Origin of the sequence: Pseudomonas sp. BN415, assembly GCF_029871195.1 — a bacterium.
Taxonomy (GTDB): Bacteria; Pseudomonadota; Gammaproteobacteria; order Pseudomonadales; family Pseudomonadaceae; genus Metapseudomonas; species Metapseudomonas resinovorans.
On sequence record NZ_SSOK01000028.1, the window covers coordinates 143,615 to 160,591 of the forward strand.

The following is a 16,977-nucleotide window of genomic DNA, read 5'->3' on the forward strand; positions in this document are numbered from 1 at the left end:
CTCGTTGGGTTTTGCCTCGCTCGTACCAACAAAGCGCGCAAGGCTTTTTGCCCAGGCAAGAAAAAGCGATTGAGGCGGGGTCGCCGCACGTCAGCGTCGTGGTCTCCCCTGGCCTTCGTTCGCTATCGCAACCCGCTATGGCCGGCATGCGCCTCTGGTATTGGCGCGGGGTGGCGGGCCTCCCTAGAGTCGCGGAGGGACCGCGTGTCCGTTCATACCAACAAGACCAGAACGAGCCTTTACATGCCCAGCTTCCGCCTCAGCGCCATCGCCCTGGCGCTTTTCCTGTCCGGCGGCGCCCATGCCGACCAGCCCGCTGCCGGCAAACCTGCCACCGAGTTCACCCGCACCCTTAACCAGGACTGGCTCGAGCGCCTGCCCTTCGCCGACAGGGCCGATTTCGATAACGCCCGCCGGGGGCTGCTCGAGCCCTTCAAGGGTGTCGTCGAGAATGCCGACGGGCTGCCGGTGTGGAACCGCAAGGCCTACGACTTCCTGGACGGCAGGGATGCCCCGGCCAGCGTCAACCCCAGCCTCTGGCGCATGGCGCAGTTGAACAACATCGCCGGTCTGTTCCAGGTACGCGAACGCGTTTACCAGGTGCGCGGGCTGGACCTGTCGAACATGACGATCATTGAGGGCGACAGCGGGTTGATCCTCATCGACCCGCTGATCAGTACCGAAACCGCCCGTGCCGGCCTGGAGATGTACTACCGGCATCGCCCACGCAAGCCGGTGCTGGCCGTGATCTACAGCCATTCCCACGTCGACCATTTTGGCGGTGTTCGCGGGGTGATCGAGGAGGCTGACGTGAAGGCTGGCAAGGTGCGGGTGATCGCGCCGGAGGGCTTCTACGAGCACGCTGTCAGCGAGAACGTGCTGGCCGGCCCGGCGATGATGCGCCGGGCCCAGTACATGTACGGTTCGCTGCTGCCTAGGGGCGAGCGGGGGCAGGTGGATGCCGGCTTGGGCAAGAGCACGCCGATCAATGCCACGGTGACGCTGATCCCCCCCACCGAGCTGATTGCCAAGCCCCTGGAGACGCGTACCATCGACGGGGTGGAGATCGAGTTCCAGCTCACCCCTGGCACGGAGGCGCCGGCGGAGATGAATCTCTATTTCCCGCAGTTCCGCACCCTTTGCATGGCCGAGAACGCCACCCATACCCAGCACAACGTGCTGACCTTGCGGGGTGCCCTGGTGCGTGACGCCAAGGTCTGGGCGCACTACCTGGACGATGCGCTGGTGCGCTACGGCGACAAGGCCGATGTGCTCTTCGCCCAGCACCATTGGCCCACCTGGGGAGGCGCCGAGATCCGTGACTATCTGGCGGACCAGCGTGACATGTACGCCTTCCTCGACAGCCAGACGCTGCGCCTGATCAACCAGGGCCTGACGCCCACCGAGATCGCCGCGCAACTGTCGTCGCTGCCGCCGCGTCTGGCCAGCAAGTGGTACAGCCGCGACTACTACGGCTCCCTCAGCCACAACGTGCGTGCCGTCTACCAGCGTTACATGGGCTTCTACGACGGCAACCCGGCCAACCTCGACCCCTTGCCGCCGGAAGTCGCCGGCACGCGCTACGTCGAAGCCATGGGCGGCGCCGACTCGGTACTGGCCAGCGCCCGCAAGGCATTCGCTGCCGGGGAGTATCGCTGGGCTGCGCAGTTGCTTAACCATCTGGTCTTCGCCGAGCCCGGCAACCAGGCAGCGCGGGACCTGCAGGCCGACACCCTGGAGCAGTTGGGCTACCAGAGCGAGAACGCCACCTGGCGCAACGTCTACCTGAGCGGCGCCCAGGAACTGCGCCAGGGCGTGGCGCAGCCCCGTGGCCGCAACGGTGCGCCAGACATGATCCGCGCCCTGACGCCGGGCATGTTCTTCGACTACCTGGCGGTGCGCATCGACGCCATGAAGGCCGCCGGGGAGGACCTGCGTATCAACTGGCGCTTCAGCGACCTGGGCGAGGATTACGCCCTGACCCTGCGCAACGGCGTGCTGACCTACCGCAAGGGCATGCGCCACCCCGAGGCCGAGGTGGACCTGAGCATGACCAAGGTGCTGCTGGATCGCATCGCGCTGAAGGAAACCGGCTTCCTCAAGGAGGCCACCGTGGGTGGCATCGAGTTCGAGAGCGGTCGCGTCAAGCTGCTCAAGCTTCTCGGTGGGCTGGACGAGGCCAATCCGCAATTCAACCTGGTGGAACCCTGATTCCACACCAAGGCTCCGGCCGCGCCCCGAGGCGGCGGCGCGCCGGGGCGCTCTTGCCGAAGTAAGTCAGGCCGTCGGTCGCCTACGCGGCGCCGTCGACTTCCTGGCTTCGGCGCGGCTTTTTATCGAGGGGCTGGGGCTGTTGTGTTCCCGTGTTGGGTAGCCGGCGTGCGGACAGTCATCGTTGTCGCTTCCTTGTGAAGGGCAGTGGGCTGCGCCGAGCGCCAGGCGCCCTGGAGAGCCACCAGCGTCATTGCCACCAGGGCCAGGCTGGTTCCGATCACCAGGACCGGTCGTGCGCGACCGCATTCGTCCTGCAGCATGGCCAGGCTGATCCGGTAGCGACCGCCCTGGCAGGCCCACAGCAGACCCGCGGATACCAGGGCGACGATCATCACTAGGGGCGACTGGCCACGTAGCGCCAGGCAAGCGATCACCAGCAGAGACACTTGGGTGCGACGCCAGGCCAGCTCGGTGCGCTCGGCCTGCAGGCCCCGGTCGGTGTTGCGGGTGGTCATCTCAGCGGGGCCAGAACAGGCTGGCGAGGATCAGCGCCGCCAGGCAGCAGCCCAGGGTCAACAGCGGCACCAGCACCGGTAGCGGCAGGGCGCGGCCGTGGCGCAGCGCCCGTTCCACGGCCAGCCAGCGCAGGCAGGCGCCGATGCTGACCAACAGGCTCAGGGCCAGCAAGCAGAGGGTGATGGTCAATCGCAGCCAGGGCTCGAAAGCCTGGCCCGCGAAGGTTTCCACGGCGATGCCGCCGCCCATCAGGGCGAGCGCCGTGCGGACCCAGGCCAGGAAGGTGCGCTCGTTGGCCAGGGTGAAGCGCGGGTCGGGTTCGTCGCCGCCAAGCAGCGTGTCGCTGAGCGACTTTCGGGGGGATGGGGTGGGCATGGTGTACCGGCCAGGAAGGGCCGCCATCGGCATGTCGCACAATGGCGGCAGGAGAGTCGCTCAGCGCAATCCCTTGCTGCGCAGGGCACCGGGTGAGTAGTCAGAGGTGCTGGCCTGATAGCTGAAGTCGAACGGATGGCGCTGCTCGCTGGTCAGGCCGGAAGCCAGGTAGCGGCCGTTGTTGAGGTCGTAGGTGATCTCCATGGCGTTGACCGCCGACTGTCCGCTGTAGTGGTAGTAACTGTGGGCCTCGCCGATGCGCCAGAGTTCGCCACGGTTGTCGTAGTGGTCTGCCTCGAGGATGGCCCAGGTGTCCTCGTCGATGAAGTAGTGGCGCTTGCTGTAGATATGCCGCATGCCGGGCTTGAGGGTGGCAACCACCTCCCATACACGGTGCAGCTCGTAGCGGGTGGCGTTGGGGTTGACGTGGCCGGGTTGCAACAGGTCGTCGTAGTGCTGGTCGGGGGAGGCCAGCCGGTAACTGTTGTAGGGCACGTAGAGGGTCTTCTTGCCCACCAGTTTCCAGTCGTAGCGGTCCGGCGCACCGTTGAACATGTCTCGGCTATCGGCGGTACGCAGGCCTGCGGTGGTGGGGCCAGCCGTGTCATAGGCGATGCTGGGGGCACGCCGTACCCGTCGCTGACCGGCGCTGTAGACCCAGGACAGGCGCGGTTCGGCCACCTGGTCGAGGGTTTCATGCACCAGCACCACTTCGCCCACCATGCGTGAAGGAGCGGTAAGCAGGTGGCTGTAGTAGTAGAGGATGTTGCGCGCTTGCTCCGGTGCCATGCCCTTCACCGCGTCGCGGCGGGTGAAGTACTGCTGGGTCGTCATGATGGTGTAGGCGCCGTCCTTCTGGGGCGCCGCGCTGTCGGAGGTCAGGCTGAAGCTGGCGTTGCGATTGCGGGTCAGATGGTTCCAGAGCACCTCCAGGCCATTCTGCGGAATGGGGAAGGCGACCATTCCAGAGAACCCTTCCACGCCGTTACCGTCGTTCACCAGGCGGGCGCTGGTGGCGTTGCGTGCGGCAGATTCACGGAGGGCGTCGGGTACGGCCGCCGAGCGGTGGCTGGGGTAGACCGGCAGGTGGAAGCTGTTCGGGTAGCGCTTGAGCAGGGCGATCTGCCCGGGGCTCAGATGCTCCTGGTGCTCGGTGTAGTTGCGCGCATCGATAGTGAACAGTGGTTGCTCACCGCGAAAGGGATCGGCCGGCGTGCCATTGGCCGTCAGCTCGGGCTTGGCGGGTTGCAAGCCGCCGTCCCAGGCTGGAATACGGCCGTCGGCGCTGCCGGCGCGTTCGGCACCGATCGGGGTCAGGGGGCCTTGCAGTTTGGCTGCGTCCTCCGGCGAGACAGCGGCCAGAACCTGGCCGGACAGGAGGAGCGTGCAGAAGAGTGCGCCGCCACGCACCAGGCTGTGGGTGTTGATCATGAGGGACTCCACTTAGAAATTGACGCCCAGGCTGATGGACAGGTAATCGCGGTCACCACGGGTGCCGTAGTCGCCGTCGATGAAATCGGTGTATGCCAGGCTGGCGCTGTAGGTGTTGTTGAGGGAGGCGTCGAGGCCGACGCTGATGGCCTTGGAACCTTCACTGAAGGCCGAGCCTTCGCCGGGGCCGTTGCCGTCCACATCGTGCTGCCAGGAGAGGTTGGGGCGCAGGTCGATACCGGCGATGGCGTTGGGGTAGCTCAGGTTGGTGCGCACCCGGTAACCCCAGGAGAAGCGCGTGAGAAACCCCTGGTCGTTACAGTGCTCCGGCGTTTTCGAGATACCCGCGCAGGCGCCACTGGCGAGGATGCCGCTGCCATAGGTGCCGCTGCGGCCATAGCGCGGACCGAAGGTGCCTTCCAGGCCTCCGACCCAGGTGGCTCCGACTTCGCCCACCACCACCAGTTGATCGGCCCCCAGCATCTGGGCGAAAGAGTGAGTGGCGGTGACCTGCGCCTGGGTGACTTCCTTGCGCCGGTAGCCGTTGAACAGCGTGCTGTCCGCGTCGGGGCGGATGTCTTCGGCCACCAGGGGCGAGCGTGCGGCGTTGTTCAGCAGCGATTGGATGACGTCTGTACCGTTGAGCTGAATCGGCATGTTCGGCCGGTAGCTGATCTCGCCCTGCAGCGCGGTACCGGTGCTGAGGTTGGTGGAGAACGACAGGCCATACAGGCGGATGTCTTCCGGGTACTGGGCCAGGTATTGGGAGGTACCCAGGCGCAGGGCACCGGCCAGGCTCTGGCCGTTGGCGCTGCGAAGGAAAGCACCGCAGTTGGCCAGGGGCACGCCGAGGTTGGCGCACAGCTGCGGGGCGAAGGTGCTGTTGGTGTAGTAGGGACTGCTGATGGTGCCCATGTAAGGCACGCGGCTGTGGTAGTTGGCGATATAGGCACCGAACTCCGTGTCCAGGTTGGCGGCGAACCAGCGCAGGGACATCCCCCACTGACCACCGTTGCGGGCATCCTCATCGCCGGCACGGGGAATACGGATGCCCTCGTCAGTCAGGTTGACGCCGAACGGGGTAAGGCCAGCCACTGCCGCCGGGTTGCCGGTGAGCACGTTGCCCACGTCGAGGCCGTCGCAGCCATCGGCGAGGAAGTCGTTGCTGGAGAAAAAGGTGCCGCAGTTGTCCAGCTGGGTCTGTTCCCAATCCAGCTGGTAGAAGAAGTCCCCGGAGATCGCTTCAGTCAGGTTCTGCGACACGTAGAACATGTTTACCGGAACCAGGCCTTCCTTCACCTCCGAACCCGGACGGCGCAAAGCCGAAAGATTGAAGGGGTTGACCACGTTGAGACCGCCCTGGATGAACGTGCTTTCGCCCCAGTTCACCACCTGCTTGCCCAGGCGCGCCGAGCCCGGTTGATCGGCGATGGCGTAGTTGTAGTAGACGAAGGCGTCCAGCAACTCGGTGCCCGCAGTCTTCGCTGAGCGCTTGCGGTTGTTGTCTTCCACATTCTTGAAACGCTGGTCTTGGTCCCGCAGGACGTAGTCGTACCAGTAGCTGCCCCGCACGAAGACGCCGACGTCACCGTGGCTCAACTGCAGGTCATGGGTGCCTTTGAAAATGCCGGAGAAGGCGTCGCCGGAGCGGAAGTTGCGCCTGCCGTCGTCGCCGGTGGCGCTATTGAGCTGCTTCGGATCGGGGTTGGCGGTAGAGATGCTGGTGCCGATGGAGAGCGAGGAATCCAGTTGGCCCTCGATCTGGCCGATCTGGAAATCGGCTGCCAGTGCATGACTGACAAGGCAACTCAGGGGCAATAGGAGAAACGGCGGACGAACAATGCCGCGCATATTGAATCTCATCACTCATTATCCTCTTTGTTTTCGAGTGTGAACCAAGTTTCAGGCGCAGGCACAACAAGTTTGGGTATATCCAGGCAATAGGAATCCCGGCCGCTTGAGCGACAAATCGACACTATTCGGCAGAATGGATATCGAGGTGGGAAGTTGGCTCTGGTTGCCCTTTACTTATTGTTCTGCGTAGTTAGGTGAAGTTGCGGATACTCCCTTCTATCTGATGTTTAAGCGATACTAGGGGCGCCCCGGAACCCCGACAAATAGTGTCTTCCGATAGTTGCCATATCACTTCGGCATAGCCAGCGAGACCCCTATGACCCTCAAGCAGCTCCGCTACCTGATCGCCATCGCCGAGGCTGGAAGCTTCTCCGCCGCCGCGCGCCGCTCCTTCATCGCGCAGCCGGCCCTGAGCCGGCAGATCGGTCTGCTGGAAAGCGAGCTGGAAATACAGCTGCTGGAGCGCCAACACGATGGCGTAGCCCTGACCGATGCCGGCCGGCGCCTCTATGAGGTGGCGCGTTCGGTGGTGCAGAAGCTGGACTCGGTGAAGGACGAACTGACCTCGACACGCGGTGATCCCAAGGGGCATGTGTCCGTTTCCATTCCTGCCACCGCCTCGGCGTTGCTGCTGCCGGAAATCATCTCGCGGGCGGCGGAGAAGTTCCCCAGCATCACCCTGACGGTGTGCGACGGCCTCACCCGCGAAGGCGGCCAGGCCATCGAGCTGGGCAAGGTGGACTTTGGCGTGGTGCCCAATGCCGAGGAGCTGGAGCACGTAGCCGCCGAACCCATCTTCAGCGAGGACCTGTATTGGGTGGGGCCGGCCAGCGAGGCCGAGAAGAACACCCCCATCACCCTGGCCGAGGCGGCCGCCACGCGGCTGGTGGTGGCGCCGCGGGCCTTGCACCTGCGACGGCGCATCGAGCAGGCGGCGATGGAGGCGGGGGTGGTGCTCAACGTGGCCTACGAACAGCAGTCAGCCCCGGGGATTGCCAGCCTGGTCCGCAGTGGGTTGGCGGCGACCATCTGCAACTGGCCGCCGCTGGTGGAGCTGTTCGAACCGACGGGTGCGCGGCTGGTGGTGGAACCGCGCATCACGCGCACCGTGTCCATCGCCCACTCGATCCACAAACCGCTGTCCTTCGCCGCGTCCTGCATGCAGGACCTGGTGCGCACGATCCTGCTGGATGCGGTGCGGGAAGGCCGCTGGCGCGGCAGCCTGATCGAGCGCGTCGACGAGGAGGAGGCTCAGGCCCTGGAGCCGAGCGCGGGCGAGTCGTCCTGAGCCAGTCGCTCGCGGGAGCGCTGCGGGTTCATGCTCACCAGGCCGATCAGGCCCGCCACGATCAGCACGCCGCCGCACACCAGGAAGCCCTGGGCGTAGCCCTGCGGATGCCCGGCACCGGCGCCATGCACCAGCAGGCCGGTGACCACAGGGGCCGAGAGCCCGGCCAGCGAGGCCACCGCATTGCCGATAGCGAGGATGCCGCCGCGCTGGCTGCTGGGCGTGAACTCCGCCAGCATCGCCGGCCCCACCGAGTACATCACCAGTGCCAGGCCGCCGCTCAGGGTCAGGGTGATGATGCGCGTGGTGACCGAAAGCTCCTGAAGGATCAGCGAGGCGGAGAACAGCCCGGCGACGATCAGGCAGCTCGAGACGAAAGCGCCACGGGCCAGGCGTGACGGCACGCCGCGATGCAGCAGGCGCTGGGACAGCCAGGCCATGAACAGGCTGAGCGGTGTGGTCACCACCACGAAGAGGACGAACATGCGGCCGGTGTTCAGCGGGTCGATGCCCAGTCCCACTTCCAGGTAGCTCGGCACCCAGGTCAGGGTCAGCGCCAGGGACCAGTTGGCAGCGAAGTGGCAGGCGTAGTTGCCCAGCACGCTGCCATCGGTCAGCAGGCGGCGGTAGGGCACTCGATGGGTATCCGGGGTCACCTGGCCGGCGCGCAGGTTGTCGAGGGTGCCTTCCCGGCCCAGCAGCAGCCAGAGGGCACACCAGACCACGCCGATGGCCGCCAGCACGGCGAAGTTGGTGCGCCAGCCGTAGTGCAGGCTGATCCAGGGGATCATGGCGCCGGCTACCAGCAGGCCCATGGCGCTACCGGAGTGCAACAGCGCGACTGGCAGGCTGCGGCGATCATCGGGAAACCACTTGTACAGGGCGTGGGTCGCCACCGGGGAGGCGGGGCCTTCACCGATGCCCAGCAGCACACGGCAGGCGACGATCATCCAGAGGGAACTGGCGAACAGCATGGGCAGCTGGATCAGCGCCCAGAAAAGCCCCATGCCCAGCAACAGGGTTCGGGTTGGCCGGCGGTTGGCGAGAAAACCGCCGACCACAGCGGAGACGGCGAAGAGCCAATGCAGGGCTCCGCCGATCAGGCCGAATTCAGTGGGGGTCAGGCCCAGTTCCTCGGTCATGGGCACGGCGACCAGGCCGATCACCACCTTGTCGAGGAAATTGACCAGCATCATGAAGGCCAGCAGGACCGCGATGGTCCAGGCGCTGGCAGGGCGGAAGGCAGTGTTGTCTCGGTTCATGGGGATGCTCTTGTTGTCGTTGTAGAAGACCCCGTCCGGCTTCCCCGGCCAGACGGGTACTGCAGGGCGCTTCAACCGGGCATCAGGATGCCCTTGGCGATGGTGTTGCGCTGGATCTCACTGGTGCCGGTCAGGATGCGCATCATGCGCGTTGCGCGGAATAGCCATTCGACGGGATGGCCCGCAACAAGCCCCGTACCGCCGTGGATCTGCACCGCACGGTCGGCGATGCGGAAGGCGGTTTCCGAGGCGTACAGCTTGCACATCGATGCCTCGACCTTGATATCGCCGCCGGCGTCGTTGCTGAGGGCGGTGGCGAACATCATGCTGCGTGCCGCATGGAGCTCGGTGGCCATGTCGGCGAGCATGTGGCTGATGGACTGGAACAGCGCGATGGGCTGGCCGAACTGCTTGCGCGTGCGGGCGTGGTCCATTGACAGGTTCAGGGCCAGGCCCGCCATGCCGAGCATGGTTGGGCAGTGCAGCAGGCGGTTCAGCGTGATGCGCCCCATGGCCAGCTTGAAGCCAGCGCCTTCGTCACCGATGCGGTTCTCCACGGGGACGCGGACGTTTTCCAGCAGGATGTTGCCGTGGGCGCCGCCGCCGGACATCACCGAGTAGTCGCTGTCCACCTGAACCCCTTCGGCAGTGAGGTCGACGAAGAATGCCGAAATGCCCTGGGGGCCGCGTCCCGGCTCGGTCACCGCCAGCAGCACGGCGATGTCGGCGTAGGTAGCGCCGGAGATGTAGCGCTTGGCGCCGTTGAGTACGTAATGGTCACCCTCGCGGCGGGCTTGGGTACGGATGGCGGTGGCGTCGGAACCGGCTTCTGCCTCGGTCAGGGCGAAGCACACGGCCTTATCCGCCCGGCACACCGGCTTCAGGAAAGCGTCCACCTGGAAGTCGCTGGCGACCCGGAACAAATGGCCGATACGGGGTGGCCCGGAGAGTTCGCCCAGCACGTGCGGGGCGAGGGGCGAGCCGGTCAGCACCGCCGCTTCCTTCACTGCGCAGAGTTCGGCAATGCTGAGTCCGGCGCCGCCCAGGTTTTCCGGTAGCAGGGCGTTGTAGAAGCCCAGCTCGCAGGAGCGCTTCCAGATATCCCGCAGCAGGGGCCGGGCGACCGGTTGGCCCCAGGTGATACCTTCCCGCTGCACCAGCGGGTCGAGTTCGTCGCGGACGAATGTGTTGATGCCGTCGATGACGCGGCTGGCCTTCTCGCTTGGTTTGAGCATCTGCCTGTCTCCCTTAAATCCGTCGTTCGCTGTTCTGCCAGTACGCTTCGCGGATCAGGCGGCGCACGACCTTGCCGTTTGGGTTCTTCGGCAGTTCCTTGACGAAATCCACCGCGCGGGGCTTCTTGAAACCCGCCAGGGAACGCCCGCAATACTCGATGATGGCTTCGGCGCTCAGGCTCTCGCCCGGTTTCAGTACCACCACCGCGCGGACTGCCTCACCCCATTGCTCGTCCGGTACGCCCACCACGGCCGCCTCGAACACCTGGGGCAGGCTGTAGAGCACTTGTTCCACTTCGGTGGGGTAGATGTTGAAACCGCCGGAAATGATCATTTCCTTCTTGCGGTCAACGATGAACACGTAGCCGCGCTCGTCCACCGTGGCCAGGTCGCCGGTGAGGTAATAGCCGTCGCGCATGACCTCGGCGGTCAGCTCCGGCGCCTGCCAGTAGCCCTTCATGATGTCCGGACCCTTGACCACGATTTCGCCGATCTCGCCGGGGCCCACGTCCTCGAAGGCATCGTTCACCACCCGCAGGGTGGTCTCGAAATAGCAGCGGCCGCAGGAGGCCAGGCGGCGCTGGTCGTCGCCCTCGATCAGGTGGTCCTGTTCGGTCAGCACCGTCACCAGGGAGCACGTCTCGCCCGCACCGTAGCCCTGGGCCAGGATCGGTCCGAATACGTCGATGGCGCGCTTCACCAGGGCCGGAGCCATGGGAGCGGCGCCGTACATCACCAGGCGCAGGCTGGAAAGGTCGAAACGCTCCACCTCCGGAACGTTCACCAGGCGGTTGATCATGGCCGGCACCAGGAACAAACGGGTAACCCGCTCGCGCTGGATGGTTTCCAGCAGCAGATGGTCGTCGTAGCGCTCCAGAAGCAGGTTGCAGGCGCCCACGGCCAGCAACGGCATGATCTGCATGCCACTGGCATGAGTGATGGGGCCCACATGGGCCATCACATCGCCCGGGGCAGCACGCCGGGTAGGGCTGGCGATGCTCTTGCGGATCAGCGCCTTGCGGTTGCCGAAACTGAGCATGGCGGCCTTGAGTACGCCGGAGCTACCAGAGGTGTAGTGCAGCACCGCCAGGTCATCGTCGTCTGGATCACAGTGCACCGGTGCCTCGCTGCCACGTTCCAGCACGTCCGGGTAGCGGGCGTCGCCAGCTTCGTCGTCGAGGGAGATGATCCAGCGCAGGCGCGGCACTTCACTGCGACGGGCGTGGAGGGCAGCGGCGAAACGGCCGTCGGCCAGCACTGCCTGGCTGTGGGAGTCGTCAAGGACCTGGAGGATTTCGTCCAGGGAGAGGCGGGCGTTGATCGGCACCTTGACCATGCCGGTCTTGTAGAAGGCGATTTCCGCTTCCACCAGCTCCACCCGGTTCAGCGCCAGAATCGCCACATGGGCGCCCCGGGTCAGCTCCAGGGCCTGGAGCCCGGAGGCAAGACGATTGGTGCGAGCCTCCAGCTGCGCGAAAGTGATCCGTTTCCGGCTATCGACAACCGCCTCGTAGTCGGGCCAGTACAGGGCACTCCGACTGATGATCTTTCCTAAGTTCATTTATTGTTCTCATCGGCAGGACAACTTCGCCGATGCTAGCCAAGCGAACTTCGCGGCAACTAATACAACAGTACGATGCAGGCCATAGCGATATGGAATAGCTGCAACAACGCAGTGAATTCGCCCAACTTTCCTGTGGCGGCGATTTCAGTTGCCCCGGCCGCCGTGCCCAATCACCTGCAGCGCACGGCCAACCCCCTCTCCCTCTGGGAGAGGGCAGGGGTGAGGGAAATCAATCCTGGCTCGAACGTTGGGCCCGGTCCTGTGGGGGGACTTCAGTCGCGAAGCAACAACCCCCACACCACCGAGCCCCCAAGTCACAGCACACGCCGCCCAATCGGCAACTTCACCATCTCCACCAATCGGCAGAAGTCCTCATGGCTACTGCGGGACAAGTGAATCACCGCATCCAGGAGGGCGCCTTCCCGGTACTCGTTGAGGTAAGGCCCCGGATCGCCGTCGCGCAGTGCCGCGTTATCCATCAACACCTCGGCAATTACCTGAGTGGTATGCAGCCGCGCCTCCAACCGCTGCACCAACTGCCGGACCCGCCGCTCTTCATGGGAAGCACTCATGGCGATACCTCCACGCCGTCCACAATGAATGCCGGCAAATCTCGCCAGGCCACCCACAGCTCCCGCTGCCAACGCACCACACCCACTTGCCGGTTGGCCCAACTGATAAAAGCCCGTCGCGGCTCGGCACTCGGGTCACGGTGATAGTCATGCAGCGTCGGCACCAGCACCTCGCTCAGCCAGCGACTGATCTCGGCATGCGCGGGGCGCGCGAAGCGAAACAGCGCCTTGTAGGCCCCGGCATCGCTGATGGCTTCCACTTCTTCATGAAAGCCGCAAACGTTCGCGAGCAGGAGGGTGCGCCTTTCAAAACGCTCCAGGGCATCAAGCAAACGGCGGGCATTGCGAACACCCATCAACTGGGCAAAGTCATGGGCGACGAACCAGGGCTGGTTGTCGATCATCACGGCGCGCAGGCGGTGGGTGTGGTGATGGAAAACGATGGGGGTGTATGCGTCGTGCATGGTGGAGCTCCTAGCTCTAGTCCTTGGAGTCGTCACCGTCCGCTGTCAGTCGAAGGGTGACGGACCACGCGGGGTTGACAGACCGGAGCTAGGACCCGGCAGACCCGAGGGCCTCCCCGCGCGATCCGCCATAGAGCAGTGCAGTTCAAAAACTGCATACGCGTGGAGGCCTGCAAAAAACGTCCGCCGTTTTTCGCATGCACCTTGTGGCGCAATCGCGCCTAGCTAACAGGCTGTCAAACCCGGCCACGAGATTGACCGTGGCCGGGGCAGGATAGGGATAGAGGAGGGGGAGGGCAAGGGGATACGGAAGGGGCTGCCATCGGCCAGAAGCTGTCGATCGATAAGGGCAAAGATCGGCCAATTACATTTACCCAAGTAGCGGTGGGCAGTTTGTTGCAATGTCAGACGGAAAGACTTTCGGGCGCTGCCCCACCAGGGCGTGCCAGGTGGCACCTTGACCCCGGTGATGGGCTTGGTGTCAGTCTGGTTGATCCAGAATAGCAAGCCGCATGTACCGCTCAGCCAACAGCTCCCCCTTGATTGCCATCACCGTCCTGGCCACCCTCGATCAACCGCAAGCTCTGCGGAGACGAAAGCGCGATTTTCTGTTCCCGCAGGGCCTCAAGGATGGTGAACAGCAGGTCGCTGCGGGTGTCGGAAACCAGACGAGGGCCGCTGACATAGCCAGTGACGGTCAAGATGATGCCGTTGCTGGCGAGGTCGTTGAGGCGCACCGAGGGTGCAGGAGTCTCGAGGATGGCGGCATGTTCGCCATAGACCTTCAGCAGGAGGTCCCGCACCTGACGCATGTCAGTGTCCAACGGGAGGGTCAGGTGAATACCGACCACCCCCAGGGCGCTTTCCATGGTCACGTTCCTTACTTTCAGCGAGATGAATTGCGAATTCGGGACTATGACCGTGGAGTGGTCCGACATCTGGATTTCGGTGGCCCGCACATTGATGCGTCGAATGTCGCCCTCGACCCCGTCAAGACTGACCCAATCCCCGACCTTCACCGGCCGCTCGGTGAGCAGGATCAGGCCCGAAATGAAATTCTGCACGATGGCCTGCAGGCCGAAGCCAATGCCCACCGACAAGGCGCTGATCACCCAAGTCAGGCTACTAAGGTCGATGTGCACGGTCGACAAGACCACCACCGCCAGCAGGATGAAGCCGAGGTAACCAACCAGGGTTACCAGTGAGGCCCGCATGCCGGTGTCCAGGTTGGTATCAGGCAGCAATTCGTCACTCAACCAGCGCTTGAGGACACGAATACCCTGCAGCCCGACCAGGAAAAAGCCGACTGCAAGCAGGATGTCCTGCGGAAGGATATTCAGCCCCCATAGCGGTTTGTCCAATCCTCTCCAATGATTGACACCCAGGAAATCTCCCGGGCTGGATCCGGACGGCAACAAAGCAAGCATCACGGCGATGAACAACAACAGACTGCGCCCTAGACCGGTCAACAGCGTACTGAGCTGTGCCTGGTGCCGTTGTGGGAGCCCAAAGGCGGAGGCCAGCGCCAGGCCGCCGGGAAGACGTGGTGAAAACAGGGCTTCACAGAAATCCCCGTAGAAAGCGATAACCAGATAGGCACTGGCCGCCACTACGCTGATCCACAGCAGCTTCACGGTCAGGAAGTAGGCCAGACTGAGGTATCCAATGAACAACGCAGCCAGGATGAACCCCACCCACGCACTGGCCACGAAGGCCATCAATCCAGCGATGCCCTGTGGCTGCCCCAGTCCGGAACGTCGACGCACATACTGGTAACGCAACAAGGCAACAGCGAACAGCAGTGCAGTGACGAACGCGGTCAAGCCATAGGTAGCCACGGTCAAGGCCAGGCTACTGGCAATCACGCTGTTGATCCGATCCTGGGTGACCACGATCACCAAGGCTAGCGCCAACAGCGGCGGGAACCAGGCCAGGGCACTGGCTACCGGGTTCGGGACCGGCGGAAGGCGCCAGGACGGTCTGGACGGCATCAGCAGTGCGCGGCCGAGCCCGGTGACGCAGGCGCAGAACACCACCACTGACATCAACTGGCTCCCCAACGTAGCAATGCTCGGTGGCAGCTGAGCGCTGCTCTCCAACCCCCAGAGCGATAGCGATACCGCCCCACCAATGGTGATCAGAGAGATCAGGCCAACGCCCAGCGCGAAGCCTGTCCGACGCATGCGCCCTTCCGGCAGCCAGCGGATCATTGACCAGGCCAGTAGGCGTTCAAGCAAGTACCGACCCACGCTCCACAGCAGCCCGGAAGCGACCAGGCTGGCGATGAACAGCCCGTTGCGCTCCGAGGAAAATGCGTCGTGCAGCATTGATGAAGCGTCCGCCCAGAGGCCACGCAGGCGGCTGAGATCGTCCCCGGAAAGAGGAACAAGTTGCGACCAGAACTTGGGACTCAAAGGGCTGGCCACACGGGTGCTGATCTGCGAGTTGAACAGGCTGCGACGAAGATTGCTGATCTGCGCCGACAAATCAGCGGCCGACTGCACCAGCTGGTTGGCCTGACGCTGCTCATCGAGCAGGGCCACTCTGTCCTGCATCAGCTGCTGCCGCTGACTGGCCAGGTTCTCTGCCTCGCCGGCTTGCTCCGGCCCCAGCACCTTCAGTTGGTCGTCCACACGTTCAATATCGGCGCTACGCAGGTCGCTGAAGGCATCGGCGAGGCGTTGCACCTGCATCGCCGCCTGACGCAGTGCCAACAGAAAATCGTCATTGGAGTCACCTGCCACCTTCTGGCGGATCAGGTCCAACTGATCGCTCATGCGCCCGAGCCCAGACCCTTCTGCCAGCACCGGCAGCTCACTGGGCATCGCTGCAGGCTCCGCCTGGGCAAAAGGAACACAAACCACGGCAAGTATCCAGAACGTCAAGGCCAACAGTAGGCCATTCGGACTGACGCGCTGCATCGTGGCTCCCCCTCTGCTTTCCTGCTTATCGATCATAGACGGCCAGAGGGCGCTGGGAGCTTGCATGGGTGGGATGGCCAGGTCGATCCACGCAAGGTGACTTGGGCAGACGCCTATCGCCAGGCAACCTGTGATGCCATTTAGCTTACTGCCCAGATGCTTGCAGTTGACGCACCGATGACACTTCCTATGCTTATTTTCGGGGCTGGACTTGGGTCTTGATCGGAAGATTCCAGCGCAAGTGCAGTCGATGTATCTCAAATGGCAGATGGACCGGCTCAATTTGCCAAAGCAGTTGCGCCGCATGATGAGTCGGCGTGGACGTCACTCGACGTTCACCAAGGAGATACTCCATGTACTTCACCGACGGTTCGCTGTTTCCCGAGAACATACCGTCGACAATCATCACAGCGGGGCAACGCGTTTCGGGCGACTGACGGAACGGTTGGACGTCAATATGAAACGCGAGGCCAAAACCAATCCCAAGGAACGGGTGCTCGAGGAGTTCAGGCTGTTCTGGATCATCGTCCTTTACCTGTGGGTATTCCTGGGCTCGTTCACGATCTATCGCAGGCTGATCATCGAGGAAACCGGTGCGGCCTACCTGCACTACGGAATATCTCTGATCGAGGCGCTCGTCATCGCCAAGGTCATCCTCATCGGCAAGATGTTCGGGTTCAGCAGACACTTCGAAGACAAGCCGCTGATCGTACCGATGCTCTACAAAACGATCCTGTTCGGCATCTTTGTGCTGCTGTTCGGCGTCGTCGAGCACCTGGTCGAGGGATGGTTCCACAGTCAGGGGTTAGTGGGTGGTTTGCACGATATCAGTGACCTCGGCGCCGACGAACTGGGGGCGCGCGTGCTGGTAATCATCGTTGCCTTCGTTCCGTTCTTCGCCTTCTACGAGATCGGCCGCGTTATCGGGATGCGCAAACTTGCCGAGATGTTCTTTTCAAAACGGGGAACCGGCGAGTGATGCCGCCGGGGTCGTGACACTGCGGGTTCTGCCTGATCTCTCCAACTTCCGCCACTCATTAATCTGTTCTCTTTTACGCTTCTTCTTCCCACTTTCCCGCCCCGGTTAATTCTATTGGTCAGGACATTGTCCGGCGGAATGCGCGCGACCAGTCCGAAAATGCAAGCTGCGTTTATGCAAGCTACAGTGGAGTGGGCGCGACAACTTTCCATCTGCAGTCCCTTCTCCTGTCCTATTAGGGACCCGGCTGTTTCAAGTTTCTGTCGGTTCACCGGAACTCGCATTTAGAGGGTCGCGCTAGC

At 63.6% G+C, this 16,977-nt stretch carries 13 protein-coding genes; 3 read left to right on the top strand and 10 right to left on the bottom strand.

Going from position 1 to position 16,977, the window contains the following annotated elements; genetic code table 11:
• Nucleotides 1-243 precede the first annotated feature (243 nt).
• Complete coding sequence (locus tag E8F20_RS08220; RefSeq protein WP_280283315.1) at nt 244-2,211, top strand: alkyl sulfatase dimerization domain-containing protein; 1,968 nt, start codon at nt 244-246, stop codon at nt 2,209-2,211.
• 122 nt (nt 2,212-2,333) lie between these two features.
• Here the strand turns inward: E8F20_RS08220 and E8F20_RS08225 are convergent, their stop codons facing one another.
• From E8F20_RS08225 to E8F20_RS08240, 4 genes are read right to left on the bottom strand one after another with little or no spacing between them, the layout of a single operon-like run.
• The gene (locus tag E8F20_RS08225; protein WP_280283316.1) at nt 2,334-2,729 is read right to left on the bottom strand and encodes a DUF202 domain-containing protein; all 396 of its coding nucleotides are present in this window, start codon (nt 2,727-2,729) and stop codon (nt 2,334-2,336) included.
• Nucleotide 2,730: 1 nt separating this feature from the next.
• Nucleotides 2,731-3,105 (bottom strand): DUF202 domain-containing protein, encoded by a 375-nt coding sequence (locus E8F20_RS08230; protein WP_028630079.1) that lies wholly within the window; start codon nt 3,103-3,105, stop codon nt 2,731-2,733.
• A gap of 60 nt (nt 3,106-3,165) precedes the next feature.
• A complete protein-coding gene (locus tag E8F20_RS08235; RefSeq protein ID WP_280283317.1) occupies nt 3,166-4,536 on the bottom strand; it encodes a DUF1329 domain-containing protein in 1,371 nt (456 codons plus the stop codon).
• A gap of 12 nt (nt 4,537-4,548) precedes the next feature.
• Nucleotides 4,549-6,387, bottom strand: coding sequence for a DUF1302 domain-containing protein (locus E8F20_RS08240; protein WP_280283349.1), 1,839 nt, complete (start codon nt 6,385-6,387; stop codon nt 4,549-4,551).
• Nucleotides 6,388-6,706: 319 nt separating this feature from the next.
• Between E8F20_RS08240 and E8F20_RS08245 the strand changes: the two genes are divergently transcribed.
• Nucleotides 6,707-7,678: a LysR family transcriptional regulator gene (locus tag E8F20_RS08245; protein WP_280283318.1), complete on the top strand. Its 972-nt coding sequence runs from the start codon at nt 6,707-6,709 to the stop codon at nt 7,676-7,678.
• On the opposite strand, the gene E8F20_RS08250 is transcribed toward E8F20_RS08245, so the two are convergent.
• The 6 genes from E8F20_RS08250 to E8F20_RS08275 form a co-directional block, all read right to left on the bottom strand.
• Complete coding sequence (locus E8F20_RS08250) at nt 7,642-8,940, bottom strand: MFS transporter (protein ID WP_280283319.1); 1,299 nt, start codon at nt 8,938-8,940, stop codon at nt 7,642-7,644. The two genes, E8F20_RS08245 and E8F20_RS08250, sit on opposite strands and share 37 nt — an antisense overlap.
• 71 nt (nt 8,941-9,011) lie before the next feature.
• Nucleotides 9,012-10,175 (bottom strand): acyl-CoA dehydrogenase family protein, encoded by a 1,164-nt coding sequence (locus tag E8F20_RS08255; RefSeq protein WP_280283320.1) that lies wholly within the window; start codon nt 10,173-10,175, stop codon nt 9,012-9,014.
• Between the two features lie 13 nt (nt 10,176-10,188).
• Entirely contained in the window at nt 10,189-11,736 is a 1,548-nt protein-coding gene (locus E8F20_RS08260; RefSeq protein WP_280283321.1) for an AMP-binding protein, read from the bottom strand.
• A gap of 317 nt (nt 11,737-12,053) precedes the next feature.
• Nucleotides 12,054-12,311: a hypothetical protein gene (locus E8F20_RS08265; protein WP_280283322.1), complete on the bottom strand. Its 258-nt coding sequence runs from the start codon at nt 12,309-12,311 to the stop codon at nt 12,054-12,056.
• Nucleotides 12,308-12,775 (bottom strand): BRO family protein, encoded by a 468-nt coding sequence (locus E8F20_RS08270; protein WP_280283323.1) that lies wholly within the window; start codon nt 12,773-12,775, stop codon nt 12,308-12,310. Before E8F20_RS08270 ends, E8F20_RS08265 begins: the two co-directional genes overlap by 4 nt.
• A 521-nt stretch (nt 12,776-13,296) precedes the next feature.
• A complete protein-coding gene (locus E8F20_RS08275) occupies nt 13,297-15,696 on the bottom strand; it encodes a DUF3772 domain-containing protein (RefSeq protein WP_348529616.1) in 2,400 nt (799 codons plus the stop codon).
• A 250-nt stretch (nt 15,697-15,946) separates the two neighbouring features.
• On the opposite strand from E8F20_RS08275, the gene E8F20_RS08280 reads away from it, so the two are divergent.
• Nucleotides 15,947-16,675 carry a hypothetical protein gene (locus E8F20_RS08280; protein WP_280283325.1) on the top strand — a complete coding sequence of 243 codons (729 nt, stop codon included), beginning with the start codon at nt 15,947-15,949 and terminating at the stop codon, nt 16,673-16,675.
• Nucleotides 16,676-16,977: the final 302 nt, after the last annotated feature.

What these genes read in the sequence shown, in the direction of transcription:
- E8F20_RS08220 (WP_280283315.1), top strand. Translation starts at nt 244, where the DNA reads ATGCCCAGCTTCCGCCTCAGCGCCATCGCCCTGGCGCTTTTCCTGTCC.
- E8F20_RS08225 (WP_280283316.1), bottom strand. Translation starts at nt 2,729, where the DNA reads ATGACCACCCGCAACACCGACCGGGGCCTGCAGGCCGAGCGCACCGAG.
- E8F20_RS08230 (WP_028630079.1), bottom strand. Translation starts at nt 3,105, where the DNA reads ATGCCCACCCCATCCCCCCGAAAGTCGCTCAGCGACACGCTGCTTGGC.
- E8F20_RS08235 (WP_280283317.1), bottom strand. Translation starts at nt 4,536, where the DNA reads ATGATCAACACCCACAGCCTGGTGCGTGGCGGCGCACTCTTCTGCACG.
- E8F20_RS08240 (WP_280283349.1), bottom strand. Translation starts at nt 6,387, where the DNA reads ATGCGCGGCATTGTTCGTCCGCCGTTTCTCCTATTGCCCCTGAGTTGC.
- E8F20_RS08245 (WP_280283318.1), top strand. Translation starts at nt 6,707, where the DNA reads ATGACCCTCAAGCAGCTCCGCTACCTGATCGCCATCGCCGAGGCTGGA.
- E8F20_RS08250 (WP_280283319.1), bottom strand. Translation starts at nt 8,940, where the DNA reads ATGAACCGAGACAACACTGCCTTCCGCCCTGCCAGCGCCTGGACCATC.
- E8F20_RS08255 (WP_280283320.1), bottom strand. Translation starts at nt 10,175, where the DNA reads ATGCTCAAACCAAGCGAGAAGGCCAGCCGCGTCATCGACGGCATCAAC.
- E8F20_RS08260 (WP_280283321.1), bottom strand. Translation starts at nt 11,736, where the DNA reads ATGAACTTAGGAAAGATCATCAGTCGGAGTGCCCTGTACTGGCCCGAC.
- E8F20_RS08265 (WP_280283322.1), bottom strand. Translation starts at nt 12,311, where the DNA reads ATGAGTGCTTCCCATGAAGAGCGGCGGGTCCGGCAGTTGGTGCAGCGG.
- E8F20_RS08270 (WP_280283323.1), bottom strand. Translation starts at nt 12,775, where the DNA reads ATGCACGACGCATACACCCCCATCGTTTTCCATCACCACACCCACCGC.
- E8F20_RS08275 (WP_348529616.1), bottom strand. Translation starts at nt 15,696, where the DNA reads ATGCAGCGCGTCAGTCCGAATGGCCTACTGTTGGCCTTGACGTTCTGG.
- E8F20_RS08280 (WP_280283325.1), top strand. Translation starts at nt 15,947, where the DNA reads ATGTATCTCAAATGGCAGATGGACCGGCTCAATTTGCCAAAGCAGTTG.